The organism is Pseudomonas sp. MN1F (assembly GCF_009391885.1).
Taxonomy (GTDB): domain Bacteria; phylum Pseudomonadota; class Gammaproteobacteria; order Pseudomonadales; family Pseudomonadaceae; genus Aquipseudomonas.
In genome coordinates, this window is sequence record NZ_VZII01000027.1 from 22,789 (window position 1) to 40,870 (window position 18,082).

At 63.5% G+C, this 18,082-nt stretch carries 13 protein-coding genes; 8 read left to right on the forward strand and 5 right to left on the reverse strand.

Features of this window, described 5'->3' with window-relative positions:
* Nucleotides 1-146: 146 nt before the first annotated feature.
* Complete coding sequence (locus F6X59_RS14525) at nucleotides 147-1,184, forward strand: ABC transporter substrate-binding protein (protein WP_152956801.1); 1,038 nt, start codon at nucleotides 147-149, stop codon at nucleotides 1,182-1,184.
* Between the two features lie 36 nt (nucleotides 1,185-1,220).
* Nucleotides 1,221-2,126, forward strand: a complete 906-nt coding sequence (locus F6X59_RS14530) for a TauD/TfdA family dioxygenase (protein WP_152956802.1) — start codon at nucleotides 1,221-1,223, stop codon at nucleotides 2,124-2,126.
* Nucleotides 2,127-2,184: 58 nt separating this feature from the next.
* Here F6X59_RS14530 and F6X59_RS14535 read toward each other — a convergent pair whose 3' ends face one another.
* Entirely contained in the window at nucleotides 2,185-3,099 is a 915-nt protein-coding gene (locus F6X59_RS14535) for a LysR family transcriptional regulator (RefSeq protein ID WP_152956803.1), read from the reverse strand.
* 193 nt (nucleotides 3,100-3,292) lie between these two features.
* Between F6X59_RS14535 and F6X59_RS14540 the strand changes: the two genes are divergently transcribed.
* The 5 genes from F6X59_RS14540 to F6X59_RS14560 all read left to right on the forward strand — a co-directional run bounded on the left by F6X59_RS14540 (nucleotide 3,293) and on the right by F6X59_RS14560 (nucleotide 11,863).
* Nucleotides 3,293-5,629 (forward strand): TonB-dependent receptor, encoded by a 2,337-nt coding sequence (locus F6X59_RS14540; RefSeq protein WP_152956804.1) that lies wholly within the window; start codon nucleotides 3,293-3,295, stop codon nucleotides 5,627-5,629.
* A gap of 19 nt (nucleotides 5,630-5,648) precedes the next feature.
* The gene (locus F6X59_RS14545) at nucleotides 5,649-7,325 is read left to right on the forward strand and encodes an aryl-sulfate sulfotransferase (protein WP_152956805.1); all 1,677 of its coding nucleotides are present in this window, start codon (nucleotides 5,649-5,651) and stop codon (nucleotides 7,323-7,325) included.
* A gap of 241 nt (nucleotides 7,326-7,566) precedes the next feature.
* A complete protein-coding gene (gabD, locus tag F6X59_RS14550) occupies nucleotides 7,567-9,009 on the forward strand; it encodes an NADP-dependent succinate-semialdehyde dehydrogenase (protein WP_027917646.1) in 1,443 nt (480 codons plus the stop codon).
* A gap of 179 nt (nucleotides 9,010-9,188) precedes the next feature.
* Nucleotides 9,189-10,466: a 4-aminobutyrate--2-oxoglutarate transaminase gene (gene gabT, locus F6X59_RS14555; RefSeq protein WP_152956806.1), complete on the forward strand. Its 1,278-nt coding sequence runs from the start codon at nucleotides 9,189-9,191 to the stop codon at nucleotides 10,464-10,466.
* Between the two features lie 137 nt (nucleotides 10,467-10,603).
* A complete protein-coding gene (locus F6X59_RS14560; protein WP_152956807.1) occupies nucleotides 10,604-11,863 on the forward strand; it encodes a response regulator in 1,260 nt (419 codons plus the stop codon).
* Between the two features lie 27 nt (nucleotides 11,864-11,890).
* Here F6X59_RS14560 and F6X59_RS14565 read toward each other — a convergent pair whose 3' ends face one another.
* Together F6X59_RS14565 and desA are read right to left on the reverse strand one after the other, a co-directional pair.
* Nucleotides 11,891-12,877, reverse strand: coding sequence for a sensor domain-containing diguanylate cyclase (locus F6X59_RS14565; protein ID WP_152956883.1), 987 nt, complete (start codon nucleotides 12,875-12,877; stop codon nucleotides 11,891-11,893).
* A gap of 141 nt (nucleotides 12,878-13,018) precedes the next feature.
* The gene (gene desA / locus F6X59_RS14570) at nucleotides 13,019-14,203 is read right to left on the reverse strand and encodes a delta-9 fatty acid desaturase DesA (protein WP_152956808.1); all 1,185 of its coding nucleotides are present in this window, start codon (nucleotides 14,201-14,203) and stop codon (nucleotides 13,019-13,021) included.
* Nucleotides 14,204-14,351: 148 nt separating this feature from the next.
* Between desA and dibA the strand changes: the two genes are divergently transcribed.
* Nucleotides 14,352-16,247 carry a phosphodiesterase DibA gene (gene dibA, locus F6X59_RS14575; protein ID WP_152956809.1) on the forward strand — a complete coding sequence of 632 codons (1,896 nt, stop codon included), beginning with the start codon at nucleotides 14,352-14,354 and terminating at the stop codon, nucleotides 16,245-16,247.
* 91 nt (nucleotides 16,248-16,338) lie between these two features.
* On the opposite strand, the gene F6X59_RS14580 is transcribed toward dibA, so the two are convergent.
* Nucleotides 16,339-16,983, reverse strand: a complete 645-nt coding sequence (locus F6X59_RS14580; RefSeq protein WP_079230410.1) for a methionine ABC transporter permease — start codon at nucleotides 16,981-16,983, stop codon at nucleotides 16,339-16,341.
* On the reverse strand, nucleotides 16,973-18,082 hold the full coding sequence (locus tag F6X59_RS14585) for a methionine ABC transporter ATP-binding protein (protein ID WP_152956810.1): 1,110 nt from the start codon (nucleotides 18,080-18,082) through the stop codon (nucleotides 16,973-16,975). Before F6X59_RS14585 ends, F6X59_RS14580 begins: the two co-directional genes overlap by 11 nt.

Sequence of the window (18,082 nt, forward strand, 5' to 3'; positions counted from 1 at the left end):
CGCCCCGCGCACCGCATGAATCCTCGGTTATGTCTTTCAGTTACTAAAAAATGAAGTTTTGATCTTTGTAGGTTCTAACCATACCTGCCTAGCTTCTGGCCAAAGCGCCGGCCATCGCCGGTGGCAGCCTGCCAAGGAGCCTTGCCATGAAAACCCCTCTGCGCCACCTGATCACCGCCCTCGGTCTGGCCTTTACCCTGAGCGCCCACGCAGCCGAGCCGGCCAAGCCGGAAAGCATCCGTATCGCCGTGCCCGACCTGAGCGCTGGCAGCAAGCACAGTGCTGGCGGCGTGGTCGATGTACTGCGTGACCAGCAATTGCTGGAAAAGGAATTTGCCAAAGACGGTATCCGCATCGACTGGCACTTCTTCAAGGGCGCAGGCCCCGTGGTCAACGAAGCCTTGGCCAATGGCCAGGCTGACTTCGCCTACCTGGGCGACCTGGCGGCGATCGTCGGCAAGGCCAACGGCCTCGACACCCGCGTGCTGTCCGCCGGTGTGCGTGGGGTGAAGAGCTATCTGGGCGTGGTGCCGGGTTCCGGCATCAAGACCCTGCACGACCTCAAGGGCAAGCGCGTGGCGGTGTTCCGCGGCACTGCCAACCAGCTGTCGTTCGCCAGTGCCTTGGCCAGCCAGGGGCTGTCCGAGCGTGACCTGAAAGTGATCAACCTGGATTTCAACGCCGCTAACGCTGCGTTGGCCGCGAAACAGATCGACGCCACCTGGGGGCTTTCCAACCTGCTGTCGCTGCGTGAGCGCGGGTTGGTCGAGCTGCCCGTCAATTCCCGCGACCTGGCAGGCGCCGGCAGCACCCAGGCGGTGTTGCTCGGCACGGGCGATTTCATTCGCAAATACCCCGAACTGGTGCAGCGCCTGGTCAATGCCCAGGAGCGGGCCACCCGCTGGCTGCGCGATGAGCATAACCGCGAGGCTTATGTCGACCTGGTGGCAAGCAACGCCAAATGGCCTCGCAGCATCCTCAGCGATGACCTGGCCAAGGAAGACCTTGCCCATTACTTCGACCCACGGCTCGATGCCGACTTCGTCGCCCAGTTGCAGCAAGGCGTCGACCTGGCCGCCCGCGAGCGCCTGATCCGCCGCGGCTTCCAGGTTTCCGAGTGGATCGAACCACGCTTTCTCGATGCCGCACTGCAACAGCAACAGGCCGTGCAGGCCGCCCGCTGAACCCTTAACCCGACCCAGACCGCAAGGACCACGACCATGAGCAATGCCGCACTAGCCACCGCGCCACATGCCCTCGAACTCGACATCCATCCGGTTGCCGGGCGGATCGGTGCCGAAATTCGGGGGGTGAAGCTTTCCGCCGACCTCGATAGCGCCACTGTCGAAGCCATCCAGGCTGCCCTGGTGAAACACAAGGTGATCTTCTTCCGTGGCCAGACTCACCTCGACGACCAGGCCCAGGAGGGCTTCGCCAAGCTGCTCGGCGAGCCGGTCGCCCACCCCACCGTGCCGGTGGTGGATGGCACCAGCTACCTGCTCCAGCTGGACGGCGCCGAAGGCCAGCGGGCCAACTCCTGGCACACCGACGTGACCTTCGTCGATGCCTACCCCAAGGCCTCGATCCTGCGCAGCGTGGTGGCGCCGGCCTCCGGCGGCGATACCGTCTGGGCCAACACGGCGGCGGCCTACCAGGAACTGCCCGAGCCGCTGCGCGAACTGGCCGACAAGCTGTGGGCAGTGCACAGCAATGAATATGACTACGCGAGCATCAAGCCCGATGTCGACCCGGCGAAGCTTGAGCGTTATCGCAAGGTGTTCACCTCGACCGTCTACGAGACCGAGCACCCAGTGGTGCGGGTGCACCCGATCAGCGGTGAACGGGCGTTGCAGCTGGGGCACTTCGTGAAGCGCATCAAGGGTTATTCACTGGCCGACTCGCAGCACCTGTTTGCGGTGCTGCAGGGCCATGTGACGCGGCTGGAGAACACCGTGCGCTGGCGCTGGCAGGCGGGGGATGTGGCGATCTGGGATAACCGTGCCACGCAGCATTATGCGGTGGATGACTACGGCACCCAGCCACGGGTGGTGCGGCGGGTGACCTTGGCCGGTGAAGTGCCGGTCGGGGTGGATGGGCAGTTGAGCCAGACCACCCGTAAGGGGTAAGCCTAGAGAAGCCCTGTGGGAGTGGGCTCGCCTGCTCCTGCAGCTTCGATGAAGGCCTTCAGCTTTCGGTATCACAGGCAATCAGCTGCCTGACCAACCCCTGAGCCAACGGCGACAAGCCATATCCCACCCGGCTAACCACCCCATAGCGGGTGTAGAACGCCTCCTCCTGCTCCGGTGCCAGGTCGACCAGTTTCAACGCGACCAGGCCCCCCTCCCTCTGGTAGGGCCGCAAGTTGGCATTGCAGGCGATGCCAATGGTGTCCGACTGCATCACCACGTTCAGCAGCGCATACCCATGCTCGCATTCCACCGTTGGCAGAAAGTCCTGACGACCGCTGAGGTCGCTGAGGATCTTGCGGATGTTCGGCGGCCGGAAAGTGGTCGCCAGCGGGTAATCGAATACGTCCCGTGCATGCACCTCGGCCTGCTCGGTCAGCGGGTGCCCGGCCCGGCAGCAGAAGTGCCAGCGCTGCGGTGCCAGCTTGTGCACGCGGTAGTCGGGGTCGGACTCGAACTGGCGGGTATCGGCAACGAAGAACTCGATCTCCTCGGCGACCAGCTTGCGGTTCAGCGCTTGCCAGTTATCCACCTGGAAGCAGGTGCGTGCCGCCGGGTACTCGGCCACGAAGCGCGCCACTGCCTTTGGCACCAGGCCGCCAGCGGGTGCCGGGCCAGAGCCGAAGCGCACCACGCCAGTGGTGGCACCGTTGAACTGGTGGATCTCGTTCACCAGGTTATGCGCGCCATGCACCAGGCGCCGCGAGTGCTCCAGCACCAGCAGGCCCTGGCGGGTGGGTGAAAGTTCCTTGCTGGCACGGTCGACCAGGCGGCAGCCGATGTTGTGCTCCAGGGTCTGGATGCTGCGGCTGAAGGCCGATTGCGACAGGTTCACCGCGGCCGCCGCGGCGACAAAACTGCGGTGCTCGACAAGGGCGATGAAGTGGCGGAGCTGGCGGAGGTCGATATGCATTTTCTACATGAAAACTTTCGGTCGAATGCAATTGATGAAGAGGGTTAGCCACCTTATAAAGGGAGTCACTTATTCCACAAAATATGAATTATAAATATTTATATTTCTTAAAAGAATATAAGCCCGACTGACCGCGATTCGGTTCCGCCAACGGAAATGCTCGCCCAGGGCCCATGCCTCAAGGAGCATTTGCATGTCCGGACTTTCCCGTTGGCCTGCGCGCGCGTCGCGTTTCACCTTGCAACCCTTGGCCGCCGGCGTGTTGCTGGCGGCATCCAATGGCAGCTTCGCCGAAGAACCCGTCAGCACCACGCCGGCCGTGGAGCAGGAAGCCAAGCTCGGCACGGTCACGGTCAATGCCCGCCGCCGTGAGGAAACCGCGCAGAGCGTGCCCACGCCAATCAGTGTGCTCAGCAGCGAAACCCTGGAAACCCAGCGCATCTACCGTGTGCAGGATCTGCAACAGCTGGTGCCCAGCACCAACGTCGCCTATGTGCATGCACGGCAGTCGAGCATCTCGATTCGTGGCCTGGGCAACAACCCGGCCAGCGATGGCCTGGAAGGCAGCGTTGGTATCTACCTGGACAACGTCTACCTCGGCCGCCCGGGCATGGCGGTGTTCGACCTGCTCGATGTCGAGCAGCTGGAAGTGCTGCGCGGCCCGCAGGGCACGCTGTTCGGCAAGAACACCACGGCGGGCGTGCTGAACATCACCACGCGCAAACCGACCTTCCACCCGGAAGGCAGCATTCAGCAATCGATTGGCGAGGACGGTTACCTGCAGACCCAAGGCAGCTACTCCGGGCCGATCACCGAGACGCTGGCCGGGCGTATCAGTGCCTATCACACCGAAGACGACGGCTATGTGAAGAACATCCACAACGGCGACGAGCTCAATGGCGGCAAGCGCCAGGGCTTTCGTACCCAGTTGCTGTTCAAGCCGAGCGACACCTTCAACCTGCGCTGGATCGGCGAGTACAACGAAGAAGACTCCAACAACGGCATCCTCAGCCTGTATAGCACCGGGCCGACCATCAACGGCGTCAACCGCTATGAAAGCCTCGCCGCCCAGGCGGGCGCGACGCTGGTGTCGGGCAAGGACCGCAAGGTCAATTTCGATGCCGACCAGCAGGTGACCGTGTTCCAGGGCGGTACCTCGGTGGAGGCCAACTGGACCCTGCCCAACGACTTCACCCTGACCTCGATCAGCGCCTACCGCTGGTGGGACTTCACCCCGCGCAACGACGACGGCCTCAATGTGCCGGTGTTCTACAGCGCCGGGGTATCGGTGCGCGACAAGCAGTACTCCCAGGAAATCCGCCTGGCTTCGCCTACCGGTGGCTTCTTCGACTATGTGCTCGGCGCGTACTACTTCAAGCAGGACCTGGACAACAAGTCCTTCACTTATTACGGCCCCCAGGCAGACATCTGGAACATCACCCCGGCCGGTGCCCTGGCCAACGTCAATACCATCGGCAACGGCCATATCGATACCGACAGCTACGCGCTGTTCGCCCAAGGCACCTGGCACCTCACCGATCGCCTGGACTTCACCGCTGGCATTCGCGGCACCTACGAAGAAAAGAGCGCCTGGGTGACCCGCGATGCGCCAACCGGCGGCGCTGCCGTGACCGGTGCCGCCGCTGCTGCGCGCCAGGGCAGGGTGGGGGCGTACGATTCGGGCGACCTCAACCAGTACGGTTTCAGCCCTTCCGGGCTGCTGGGGCTCAGCTACCGCTTCAACGAGCAATTGCTCGGCTACGCCACCCTGACCCACGGTGAGAAGTCGGGTGGTGTGAATCTGACCGTCGGCGCTGCGCCACGCCTGGGCACCGATTCGCTGCTGGTCGGCACCGAGCGGGCCAACAACGCCGAGTTGGGTCTCAAGAGCACGCTGTTCGACAACCGCCTGCAGCTCAACACCAACCTGTTCTGGACAGAGGTGCATGGCTACCAGGCCAACGTCTACGACCAGATCAACCGCGTGCAGTACCTGGCCAACGCCGGCAGCGTGCGCTCGCGTGGCCTGGAATTCGAAGCCACGGCGTTGCCGATCAATGGCCTGACGGTGAACTTCAACGGTTCGTGGAACGACGTGCGCTACCTGAAGTACGACGATGCGCCATGCCCGCCGGAGGTGAGCCTGGCCAATGCCACCGCCACCTGCGACCTGTCCGGCCACCAGGTGGTCGGCGCCTCCAAGTACATCGCCAACCTCAACGGCGAATACAAGTGGCAAGCCAGCCAGCACGTCGAGCCCTACGTCACCGCCAGTTACGCGTTCCGCTCCAGGGCGGTGGGCACCATCGACGATTCCGACTTCGGCCAGATCCCCAGCTATGCGCTGGTCAACCTCTCCGCCGGTGTACGCCTGGACCAGGGCGACGGCGTGGTCGACCTGTCGCTGTGGGTAAAGAACGCCGGCGACAAGACCTATTTCACCAGCCTGTGGAACTCCGCCAACGGTGGTTATGCCGGCGTGCTGGGTACCCCACGCACCTTCGGCGCCACCGCCCGTTACGACTTCTGAGTAAACAAGGAGCTTTGCCATGAATGCCAAGACCCAAACCCCTGCGCTGCCTGAAGGCGCATGCCTCACTGCCAAGGTCCCCGAACGCGCCGAGGCGCTGCTTGGCGATGTGGTGGTCAACCCGTACCGCCTGGCGCCGCTGACCGCGATCATCCGCGATGGCGGGCGCAGCCTGAGCGCCGCCCATGTGCGGGTGCGCGGCAAGGGCGAGCGCGGTGTGGACATCGCCTACGAAGTGTCCGAGCGCTCGCTATGGACCTATGGCGGCATCCCGGTATTTGGCCTGTATCCGGATCACGTCAACCAGGTGGAGGTGAGCTACAAGCTCGATGGCGAGCGCATCCGCGAGCAGTACCAGATCTACGCCCCGGCCGTGCGCCTGCCGGTGGTGGCGAAGCAGACCGCCGCGCTGCCCGAGGTGGAACCGGTCAAGGTGGCGCCAGGCTTCGAGCAGCGCCTGTACCTGTTCAACCACCTGCAAGGTGACATTCCCGGTGGCCGTGCCTTCAAGTGGAACGGCCTGGGCGGCGCCGCTGAATGGGACCAGGTCGGCAACAACTGGATCGCCGACAGCAACGGCGACGTGCGCTGGTACCTGGACATCGAGCAGATCCACGACTCCAACCGCCGCGATGGCCTGGGCGGGACCATGGGCTTCCAGCAGACCCGCGACGGCAAGCTGATCTGGGGCCAAGGCCAGACCTACGCCAAGTTCGACCTGCTGGGCCGGCGCATCTGGCAGCGCAACCTGCCGGACAAGTTTGCCGACTTCTCCCACGAGATTCGTGAAACCACCAACGGCACCTACCTGCTGCGTGTCGGCACCAGTGATTACCGTCGCCCGGACGGCAAGCGGGTGCGCTCGATCCGCGACCACATCATCGAGGTCAGCGAGGCGGGGGATGTGCTGGACTTCTGGGACCTGAACCAGATTCTCGACCCCTATCGTGGCGACTTGCTGGAAACGCTGGGTAAGGCGGCGATTCAGCTGCCAGAAGGTGTACAGAAGCAGGACGATCGGTTGGCCAACGAACTGGCCGAAGGCGACTTGCCGTTCGGCGATACCCCGGGCGTGGGCACCGGGCGTAACTGGGCGCACGTCAATGCCATCGACTACGATGCCGATGATGACAGCATTATCGTTTCAGCCAGGCATCAGGGTGTGGCGAAGATCGGACGTGACAAGCAGGTGAAGTGGATTCTTGCTTCGCCACAGGGCTGGCCGCAGCACTTGCGCGAAAAAGTGCTGACCCCCGTCGAGAGCGAAGGCTTCGACTGGTCCTGGACCCAACACACCGCCTGGCTCACCGGCAAAGGCACACTGACCGTATTCGACAACGGCTGGGGGCGTGACTTTGCGCCCACCAAGCTCAGCGGTAACTACAGCCGGGCGGTGGAGTACAAGATCGATGAAGCCAAGGGCACGGTCGAGCAGGTGTGGGAATACGGCAAGGAGCGCGGCGACGAGTGGTACAGCCCGGTGACCTCGGTGGTGGCCTACCGGCCAGAGACCGATACCCAGTTCATTTATTCGGCTTCGGTGAATTTCCTCACGCCTGAGAAACTGACCACCACGGTGCTCAATGAGGTGCGTCGTGGGACCCAGGAGGTGCTGGTGGAGCTCAAGGTGCACAGCCGGCAGCCGGGTTCCGTTGGCTATCGGGCCCTGGTGATCGACCTGGCCAAGGCGTTCTGATTCATTCCCTCCGGGAGGGCCGTCGGTCCTCCCATCACATTTCCTTCAGCTCGTTCGTCTACCCTGTAATGCCGCTGTGCAAAATCATGAAATTTTGCCGGGGTGTTCAACCATTCGTTCTTTTTTTCGAACAGCCTATTGTCCAACACCCCAGCAGCCGCTTAGCATTCGTTTGAGATTTCAAACGCTCGATGCCCTGCCTTGGGCGCTTTTCAAACAATCAACAATTCGGGAAGCCGACATGCAGCTCAAAGACGCTCAGTTGTTCCGCCAGCAAGCCTTCATCAACGGTGAGTGGCTGGATGCGGACAGCGGCCAGACCATCAACGTGACCAACCCGGCCACTGGTGAAGTCATCGGTACCGTGCCGAAGATGGGCACTGCGGAAACCCGCCGCGCCATCGAAGCCGCCGACAAGGCCCTGCCGGCCTGGCGTGCCCTGACCGCCAAAGAGCGCTCGAACAAGCTGCGTCGCTGGTTCGAACTGATGATCGAGAACCAGGACGACCTGGCGCGCCTGATGACCACCGAACAAGGCAAGCCGCTGGCCGAAGCCAAAGGCGAAATCGCCTATGCCGCCTCGTTCATCGAGTGGTTCGCCGAAGAAGCCAAGCGCGTCTACGGCGACACCATCCCGGGCCACCAGCCAGACAAGCGCCTGATCGTCATCAAGCAGCCGATCGGCGTTACCGCGGCCATCACCCCGTGGAACTTCCCGGCCGCCATGATCACCCGTAAAGCCGGCCCGGCCCTGGCCGCTGGCTGCACCATGGTGCTCAAGCCTGCTTCGCAGACCCCGTACTCCGCCCTGGCCCTGGTCGAGCTGGCCACCCGCGCCGGCATCCCGGCTGGTGTGCTGAGCGTGGTTACCGGCAGCGCCGGCGAAGTCGGCGGCGAGCTGACCGGCAACTCCCTGGTACGCAAGCTGTCCTTCACCGGCTCGACCGAAATCGGTCGCCAGCTGATGGAAGAATGCGCCAAGGACATCAAGAAGGTTTCCCTGGAGCTGGGCGGCAACGCGCCGTTCATCGTGTTCGACGACGCCGACCTGGACAAGGCGGTCGAGGGCGCGATCATCTCCAAGTACCGCAACAACGGCCAGACCTGCGTCTGCGCCAACCGTATCTACGTGCAGGACGGCGTCTACGACGCGTTCGCCCAGAAGCTGGCCGCTGCTGTTGCCAAGCTGAAGATCGGTAACGGCCTGGAAGAAGGCACCACCACTGGCCCGCTGATCGACGGCAAGGCTGTCGCCAAGGTTCAGGAACACATCGAAGACGCCGTTGGCAAAGGCGCCAAGGTGCTGTCCGGTGGCAAGCTGATCGAAGGCAACTTCTTCGAGCCGACCATTCTGGTCGACGTGCCGAAAACCGCTGCTGTCGCCAAAGAAGAGACCTTCGGCCCACTGGCGCCGCTGTTCCGCTTCAAAGACGAAGCCGAAGTCATCGCCATGTCCAACGACACCGAGTTCGGCCTGGCCTCGTACTTCTACGCCCGTGACATGAGCCGTGTGTTCCGTGTTGCCGAGGCCCTGGAATACGGCATGGTGGGTATCAACACCGGCCTGATTTCCAACGAAGTCGCGCCGTTCGGCGGCATCAAGGCTTCGGGCCTGGGCCGCGAAGGTTCCAAATACGGTATCGAGGACTACCTCGAAATCAAATACCTGTGCATCAGCGTCTGATCGCCGGGTAAAGGTTTTACCTCTGCCAGCGGGGCGCGAGAGCGACGTCTCGCTGGCCTTTTTGACATCGCAGTACCTGGTGGCCAGGGCGTTCACGGCAGTCGATCAACGAATACTGTTCGCGAACACATCCAGCCACCCCCGAATAAAAGCGCTGCTATCGGCGCAATGAGGGCTTTATGAGCAAGACCAACGAATCCTTGATGCAACGTCGTGTAGCCGCCGTCCCACGTGGCGTCGGCCAAATCCACCCGATCTTCGTGGAATCCGCGAAGAACTCGACGGTGATCGACGTTGAAGGCCGCGAACTGATCGACTTCGCCGGCGGCATCGCAGTACTGAACACTGGCCACCTGCACCCGAAAGTGGTTGCAGCTGTGCAAGAGCAGCTGACCAAGGTCAGCCACACCTGCTTCCAGGTGCTGGCCTACGAGCCTTACGTCGAGCTGTGTGAAAAGATCAACAAGCTGGTCCCAGGTGACTTCGACAAGAAGACCCTGCTGGTTTCCACCGGCTCCGAAGCCGTTGAAAACGCCGTCAAGATCGCCCGTGCCGCCACTGGTCGTGCTGGCGTGATCGCCTTCACCGGCGCCTACCACGGCCGTACCATGATGACCCTGGGCCTGACCGGCAAGGTCGTGCCGTACTCCGCTGGCATGGGCCTGATGCCAGGCGGCATCTTCCGCGCCCTGTTCCCGAGCGAACTGCACGGTGTCAGCGTTGATGACGCCATCGCTTCGGTCGAGCGCATCTTCAAGAACGATGCCGAGCCACGCGACATCGCCGCGATCATCCTCGAGCCAGTACAAGGCGAAGGCGGCTTCCTGCCAGCGCCGAAAGAGCTGATGAAGCGCCTGCGCGAACTGTGCGACAAGCACGGCATCCTGCTGATCGCCGACGAAGTGCAGACCGGCGCTGGCCGTACCGGCACCTTCTTCGCCATGGAACAGATGGGCGTCGCGCCTGACCTGACCACCTTCGCCAAGTCCATCGCTGGCGGCTTCCCGCTCGCCGGTGTGTGCGGCAAGGCCGAGATCATGGACGCCATCGCTCCAGGCGGCCTGGGCGGCACCTATGCCGGTTCGCCGATCGCCTGCGCCGCGGCCCTGGCCGTTATTCAGGTGTTCGAGGAAGAGAAACTGCTGGACCGCAGCAAGGCTGTCGGTGAGCGCCTGACTGCTGGCCTGCGCCAGATCCAGGAAAAGCACCCGATCATCGGCGACGTCCGTGGTCTGGGCTCGATGATCGCTGTGGAAGTCTTCGAAAAAGGCACCCACACCCCGAACGCTGCTGCCGTTGCCCAGGTTGTGGCCAAGGCACGCGACAAGGGTCTGATCCTGCTGTCCTGCGGCACCTACGGCAACGTCCTGCGTATCCTGGTTCCGCTGACCGCCGAAGACGCGCTGCTGGACAAAGGCCTGGCCATCATCGAAGAGTGCTTCGCTGAACTCGCCTGATGTGACGCGCTTCATGAAAAAACCCGCTTAGGCGGGTTTTTTTTGTGCCCAGAAAAGCCGTGTGAGGCTATGGTGGTCAAAGGATTCGCTTTGGAAGCTGCGAAGGACTGTGTGTCAGGGATATTCAGGAGTTGGCCATGAGTGCTGCAGACCCCGCCCCACCTTGCGTATTGATCGCCGAGGGCGACCCTTGGGTACGCGAAATGCTGAGCGAAATGCTGCTCAGCGTGCGTTGCGACGCCCGCTTGCACGTCTGCGCCGACGGCTCGCAAGCGCTCACGGCGCTGGCCAGCAAACCTGACCTGATCATCGCCGCCCGCGAGCTGGCAGGATGCGATGGCCTCGACCTGCTGCGCAAGGTGCGCGCCAAGGGCCCGGGGCTGCCGTTCATTCTGATGAGCAACCGCAGCGATAGCGCCAGCGTGCGCGAAGCGTTGCCGCTGCACCCCACGGCTTACCTGAGCAAGCCGCTGAACCTGGACAAGCTGCGCAAGAGCCTGGAAGAGCTGCTGCTGGCCGTGGGCGAGCAGGTCGCCTGCCCGGTGCCGCCATTGCAGCCTGGCGCCAAGCTGCCGGCCTACCTCGAACAACGCCGCGCCACTGCCGACGGCGGGCCGCTGTTCGCCGATGTACAGCTGGCGATCAAGCGCGCACTCAACCCGCAGGGCCTGAACCTCAAGGTGCTCGAAGAGGAAGTGCGCGACGACCCGCAGATCACGGCGGTGCTTATCGCTGCTGCCAACAGTGCCAGCCTGCACCGTGAAGCACCTGTGCAGACGCTGATGCAGGCGCTGAACAAGCTTGGCAGCACCCAGAGCATGAACCTGATCCTCGGCCTTACCCTCAAGCGCAGTGCACGGCTCAGCGACCCGCTGCTGACGCAACATGCCACGCATTACTGGAACCTGTCGCTGCACACGGCTGAATACGCCCGCACGCTGGCGCGCATGCTTGAGCTGGACCAGGAGCGCTGCTATTGCGCTGGCCTGCTGCATTGCCTGGGCGACCTGGCGGTGTTGCGCTGCCTGCAGGAGTGGCGCCTGGCCGGTGGTGAACTGGACGAAGACCATGTGCAGCTGTCGCTCAATGAGTTCGGCGCAGCGTTCGGCTCGGCGCTGCGCACCCGCTGGCGTTTGCCGCTGAGCCTGCGCGAGCTGATCGCGGCGATCTACCAGCTGGGGGGCGGGGTGTATTCGCGGGAGATCCTGGCCCTGAACCTGGCCGGGCAACTGGCGCGCTTGCCGGCGGATCAGGGACTGGAGAAGATCGCCAGCAGCAAGACGGCGCGCTTGCTGAAGATGGGGCTGCCGGAGCTGAGCCGGTTGCGTAAGGTGGAGAATGCTGAGGCCACGGAACAGCAGACACCGCCATCTACCGAAGAGCCTGCATCGACTTGAGATCCCGGGGCCGCTTTGCAGCCCCAGTCAGCCGCGGACTATCTGATTCTTACCCTGCCGCTTGGCCCGGTACATCGCCGCATCGGCGCGGGCAAACAAGCTGTCCAGTGACAGGTCTTCGTCGGTCAGCCCGGTCAGTCCCTGGCTCACTGTAACGTTGTACGTCTGGTCACCATGGCTGAAGGCCTGCCGCTGAATCTCTCGCTGCAACCGTTCGGCGATCTGTTCGGCCACCTGTGCATTACAGCCCGGGAACACCGCCGCGAACTCCTCGCCACCGATACGCCCGAACAGGTCACCGCGACGTAGCACGGCCTTGCCGCTGTCGGCGATGCGCTGCAGCACCTGGTCGCCTTCCTGGTGCCCGTAGCTGTCGTTGATGCGCTTGAAGTCGTCGATGTCCAGCAGCAGGAAGGCCAGCGGGGTGCCTTCTTCACGGGCACTGTCGAAGGCCTGCTGGGCGCACTCGAAGAAGTGCCGGCGGTTGCTGCTCTGGGTCAGCACGTCGGTGGTCGCCAGCCGTTGCAGTTCGCCTTCGAGCTGTTTCTTCTCGGTGATGTCTTCGGCGATGCCGACGATGATCACCCGGTCGCCTTCGCTCTGCTGGTTGATATAGCACTTGTCGCTGAGCCAGCGTACCTGGCCGCTGGCGTTGAGGATGCGGTACTCGCGGTCTTCCACTGCGCCCTTGAGCAGCACCTGGGCCAGGCTGCGTTCGGCGAACTCCAGGTCGTCGGGGTAGATGCTGTCGCGCCATTCGTTGTAGTCGGCCAGTACCAGGCTGGCCGGGCGACCGAAGATGCGTTCGTAGGCGGGGCTGACGTAGAGCACCTGGCGGGTTTCCCAGTCGAAGGCCCAGAGCACGGCGTTGACGCTGTCGAGCAGCGAGCTGTAGAGCTGGTCGCGTTCACTCAGGCGGGCGACTTCGCCCTGGGCATGCAGCAGGGCCAGCAAGGTTTGTGCAGCTTCGGGAGGCGGGGTACCTGACAACGGCGGAGGAGGGTTCTTGGCCATGAGCACGGAGCAGTTCTCGACGATAGAGCGCGCGGCCACAAACCGGCCCGCCACGCGGGCGATGTGCCGGGTTTGAGTTGATTTTCAGGCGGGAAGTTCCAGCAGGCACGCCCCGTTGCAGGGCGTGCCGATCAGCGGCTATCAGGCGCCGGTGGGGCGCAGGGAATAGGTTTTCAGCTGTGCTGCGAAGTCGCGCAGGGCGTGGATGCCGCTGGCCTCGGCCTCGTGTACCCAGTCCTTCATGGCCGCCAGCATGTCGTGGCCGTTGGCGCTGGTGCGGGCCCAGATCTGTTGCAGTGCCAGGCGCTTCTCGTAGATGGTCTTCAGCGCCTGGCTGTGGGCGAGCATGCTTTCGATGCGCACATGGTGGCGGTCTTCCAGCAGGCTGGTTTCACGCGAGAGCAGGCGTTTGGCACGGCGGAAGCGGTGGCGTACCGAGGCATCGACCTTGGCCAGCTCTTGTTTGACCAGCGGGCCGATTACCAGCTTGCGGTACTGGGCCATGATCTGGAAGCGGTTGTTGAGGATGGCCATGGCCGTGTCCATGTCCAGGCTGGCCTTGCCCTCGACGCGGTGGGCGATGGGCGCCACGCGTTGCACCTTGGCCAGGCGCAGCAGACAGAACAGGCGGATCCACGCCCAGCCCATGTCGAACTCCCAGCGCTTGACCGAGAGCTTGGCCGAGTTGGGGTAGGTGTGGTGGTTGTTGTGCAGCTCTTCGCCACCGATGACGATACCCCACGGCACCAGGTTGGTGGCAGCGTCGCGGCATTCGAAATTGCGGTAGCCGACTGCGTGGCCCAGGCCGTTGACCACGCCAGCGGCCCAGAACGGAATCCACATCATCTGCACCGCCCAGATGGTGATGCCGAGGGTGCCGAACAGCAGCAGGTCGATGATCGCCATCAGCACGATGCCGCCGAGCTTGTAGCGCGAGTAGAGGTTGCGCTCGATCCAGTCTTCCGGGCAGTTCTTGCCGTAGATGCGCAGGGTCTCGGGGTTGCGTGCCTCTTCGCGGTAGAGTTCGGCACCTTTGCGCAGTACCGTGCCCAGGCCCTTGTACACCGGGCTGTGCGGGTCATCCGGGGTTTCGCACTTGGCGTGGTGCTTGCGGTGCACTGCCGTCCATTCGCGGGTGTTCTGTGCCGTGGTCAGCCACAGCCAGAAACGGAAGAAGTGCTTGAGCGCGCCATTGAGCTCCAGCGCACGGTGGGCGGAGTAGCGATGCAGGTAGATGGTGACGCTGACGATGGTCACGTGGGTCATCAGCAGGGTGACGCCAACCAGTTGCCAGGCCGACAAGTCGAGCAGACCATTGTACCACATAGGTGTAGAAGCCCTCGGTAATGCAGGGAGAAAGGCGTGATTATCCCTTGGCGGGGAAATAAAACCAGTCACCCTTTCAGATAGGAAGTCACGGCATGTTTCAGCCTTTATAATGCCCCATCCTTTTTCATGGGCTTTCCCCCCCGACATGTCTGTTTCCGTTCGCGACGCCTTGCGCATGGCCGCGCTGTATGTGGTGCTCTCGTTCCTCTGGCTGGTGCTGGCCGAGGTGGTCCTGCGCAGTATGTCTGACGACCCCCTGGCGTTGACCGTGGGCCGGCAGATCAATGTGGTGGTGTGGGTACTGGTCAGTGCCTTGCTGATCTTCGTGTCCCGCGCCCGCCTGCTCAACTTCATCGGTATCGGCGCGCGCCTGCGCAGCGAGGACCGCGAGCGCCTGCGCATGGCCGCGGCGGTGTTCGACAGCACCCTGGAAGGCGTGCTGGTCACTGACCGCCAAGGCCTGATCGTGCACGTCAATCGCGCCTTCATGCGCATCACCGGCTACCAGCAGGAAGAAGTGCTGGGCCAGCGCCCCAGCAAGTTCAAGTCGGGCCGCCATGGCGTGCCCTTCTACCAGCAGATCTATGCCACCCTGGCCGAAAAGGGGGAGTGGAGCGGCGAGATCTGGAACCGCCGTAAAAGCGGCGAAATCTACCCGCAATGGCAGACGATCTGCGCCATCCGTGACGACAGTGGCGAGCTCAGCCATTACGTGGCGGTGTTCAGCGACATCAGTGCGATCAAGCATTCCGAGCAGGAACTGGCCTACCTGGCCCACCATGACCCACTCACCGGGCTGCCCAACCGGCTGCTGTTCAACGACCGCGCCGAACAGGCGCTGGCTGCGGCACAGGCCAACAAGCGCGGCTGCGCCTTGCTGTTGCTCGACCTGGATCACTTTCAGAGCATCAACGACGGCCTTGGCCATACCATTGGCGACCAGTTGCTCAAGCTGGTTGGCGAGCGCCTGGGTGAGACCGTTGGCAGCAACGTGACCCTGGCGCGCCTGGGCGGTGACGAGTTCGGCGTGCTGGCCGAGAACTGCCAGCAGGTTGGCCAGGCCGGCAAGTTGGCGCAGGGCATCATCGAACGCATGCGTGAGCCCTTCGAATTCGATGGTCACCGGCTGTTCATCAGTGCCAGCGTGGGTATCAGCCTGTTCCCCAACGACGCCCTGAGCGCCGAGCAACTGTTGCGCAATGCCGACTCGGCGCTGTTCAAGGCCAAGGGCAATGGCCGTGCCTGCTATGCGCTGTACACCGAAGAATTGACCGCCCACGCCCAGCACCGGGTGGAGACCGCGAGCGAGTTGCGCCGGGCGCTGGCCAAGGATGAGCTGCGAGTGTTCTTCCAGCCGGTGCATGACCTGTTCACGACGAAGATGGTCGGTGTCGAGGCATTGGTCCGCTGGCAGCACCCGCAGCGTGGGTTGGTGCCGCCGAGTGATTTCATCCCCATCGCCGAACGTACCGGCCTGATTGCCGAGATTGATGCCTGGGTGTTGCGTGAAGCTTGCCGGCAGATGGTTCGGTGGCGGGAGGATGGGCGCGCGCTGGAGTTCGTGGCGGTGAACATTTCCAGCCGCCTGTTCGGCCAGCGCGAGTTGTATCGGCAGGTGGCTGATGTGTTGCATGAAACCGGTCTGGACCCGGCACTGCTGGAGCTGGAAGTGACCGAGAGTGCGGTCATGGAAGACCCGGAAGTGGCGCTGGAACAGCTGCATCGCCTGCGCGAGCTGGGGCTGAACCTGGCCATCGATGACTTCGGCACGGGGTACTCGTCGTTGCTGCGGCTCAAGCGCCTGCCGGTGCAGAAGTTGAAGATCGACCAGGGTTTTGTGGCCGGCTTGCCGCAGGATGACGATGACATTGCCATCGTCCGGGTGATTGTCGCGCTGGCGCGAAGCATGGGCATGCAGGTGCATGCCGAGGGCATCGAACAGGCGGAGCAGGCGCGGTTCCTGCTGGAGCAGCAGTGCCAGTTGGGACAGGGGTACTGGTTTGGGCGGCCGTTGCCGGCCGCGGAGCTGCGCTGGGGCTGAGGGGTATGGCGGAAGTTGTTGAGCGCCTGCGAGATCGAGCGCCGCCCGCGCGCTAGGTCTCACAGGCGCTGAAAATCTTGTGCCAGGCATTTCAACGCTTGTTCAAGCCTTTCGCCAACCGGTCCCCTCCCAACTGGATCAGCGCCACCAACGCCACCAACATGGCAATCACGGTCAACATGATCTGGCTGTCGAAACGCTGATACCCATACCGATAGGCAATATCCCCCAGGCCACCCGCACCAATCGCCCCGGCCATGGCTGACGAGTTGATCAGCGTCACCAGGGTAATGGTGAACCCTCCCACGATCCCCGGCAGCGCCTCGGGCAGCAGTACGTGCCAGACGATGTGCCAACGCCGGCAGCCCATGGCCTGTGCGGCCTCCACCAGGCCATGGTCGACCTCGCGCAGGCTGACCTCGGCAATCCGCGCAAAGAACGGCGTCGCGGCGATGGTCAGTGGTACCACGGCGGCCCACACCCCATAGGTGGTACCCACCACCAGCCGGGTGAAGGGGATCAGCGCGACCATCAGGATCAGGAACGGGATCGAGCGGAACAGGTTGACGAAGGCACCGAGTACCCGGTTCAGCAACGGTGCCTCGAAGATGCCACCCTTGTCGCTGGTGACCAGCAGTACCGCCATCGGCACCCCCACCAGCAGCGCGACCAGCGAGGACACGCCGACCATCAGCAAAGTGTCGAGCAGGCCTTCAAGCAAGCGATCAAACCACATGGCCCAGTACCTCCACGTCTTCGGCCCAGCGGCGGGCGCGCTCGAGCAATTGATGGGTGTCGTGCGGCGAGCCCTGAATCGACAGGATCAGCTGCCCGAGCGCATGCTCGCCGATGGTCTCCACGCCACCTTGAAGCAGGCGCACGCGTCCGCCAAGTTCCGCGAACAGGTCGGATAGCGCCGGTTCGCCGAGCAAGGTGAGTTTGAGCACCACCGCACTGTCACGGCCCACGGGGCTAGCCCGGAGGCTTGCCTGCAAGGTCGCGGGCAGCTTGGTCTGCAACGGCGCGAGCAGGGTACGGGTGACTTCATGGTGTGGGCTGCCGAACACGCGCCAGACTTCACCCTGCTCGACGATTGCGCCACGCTCCAGCACCACCACGCGCTGGCAGATGTCGCGGATCACTGCCATTTCGTGGGTGATCAGCACCACGGTCAGGCCCAGGCGCTGGTTGATGTCGCGCAGCAGTTCGAGGATCGACGCGGTGGTCTCGGGGTCCAGCGCCGAGGTGGCTTCGTCGCACAGCAGGATCTCAGGGTCATGCACCAGCGCCCGGGCGATGCCGACCCGCTGCTTCTGGCCGCCGGACAACTGCGCCGGGTAGACGTGATGTTTTTCCTGCAAGCCCACCAGCTCCAGCAGCTCGCGCACCTTGCGCTGGCGCTCGGGCTTGGCCACGCCCGCCACTTTCAGCGGCAGCTCGACGTTCTGCCACACGGTCTTGGCCGACATCAGGTTGAAGTGCTGGAAGATCATGCCGATGCGCCGGCGCAGCGCCACCAGGCGGTCCTCGTCGAACGGCGCGATGTCCACCTGGTCGATGAGCACGCGGCCCTGGCTCGGCTGTTCGAGGCGGTTGATGGTGCGCAGTAGCGACGACTTGCCTGCGCCACTGCGGCCGATGATGCCGAAGATCTCACCACGGCGGATGTTCAAGTCGATGCCGTGTAGCGCTGGCTGTTGCTGGCCAGGGTAGGTTTTGCCAAGGCCGATGAAGCGCACGTGGGCTTGGTTGACCTCCGGGCGCAGAGCCTGCTCCCTGGCCGTTGGCGGCGATGGTTGTGCGGTGGGCGCCCTGAGCGCGTTGGCCTGGCCCAT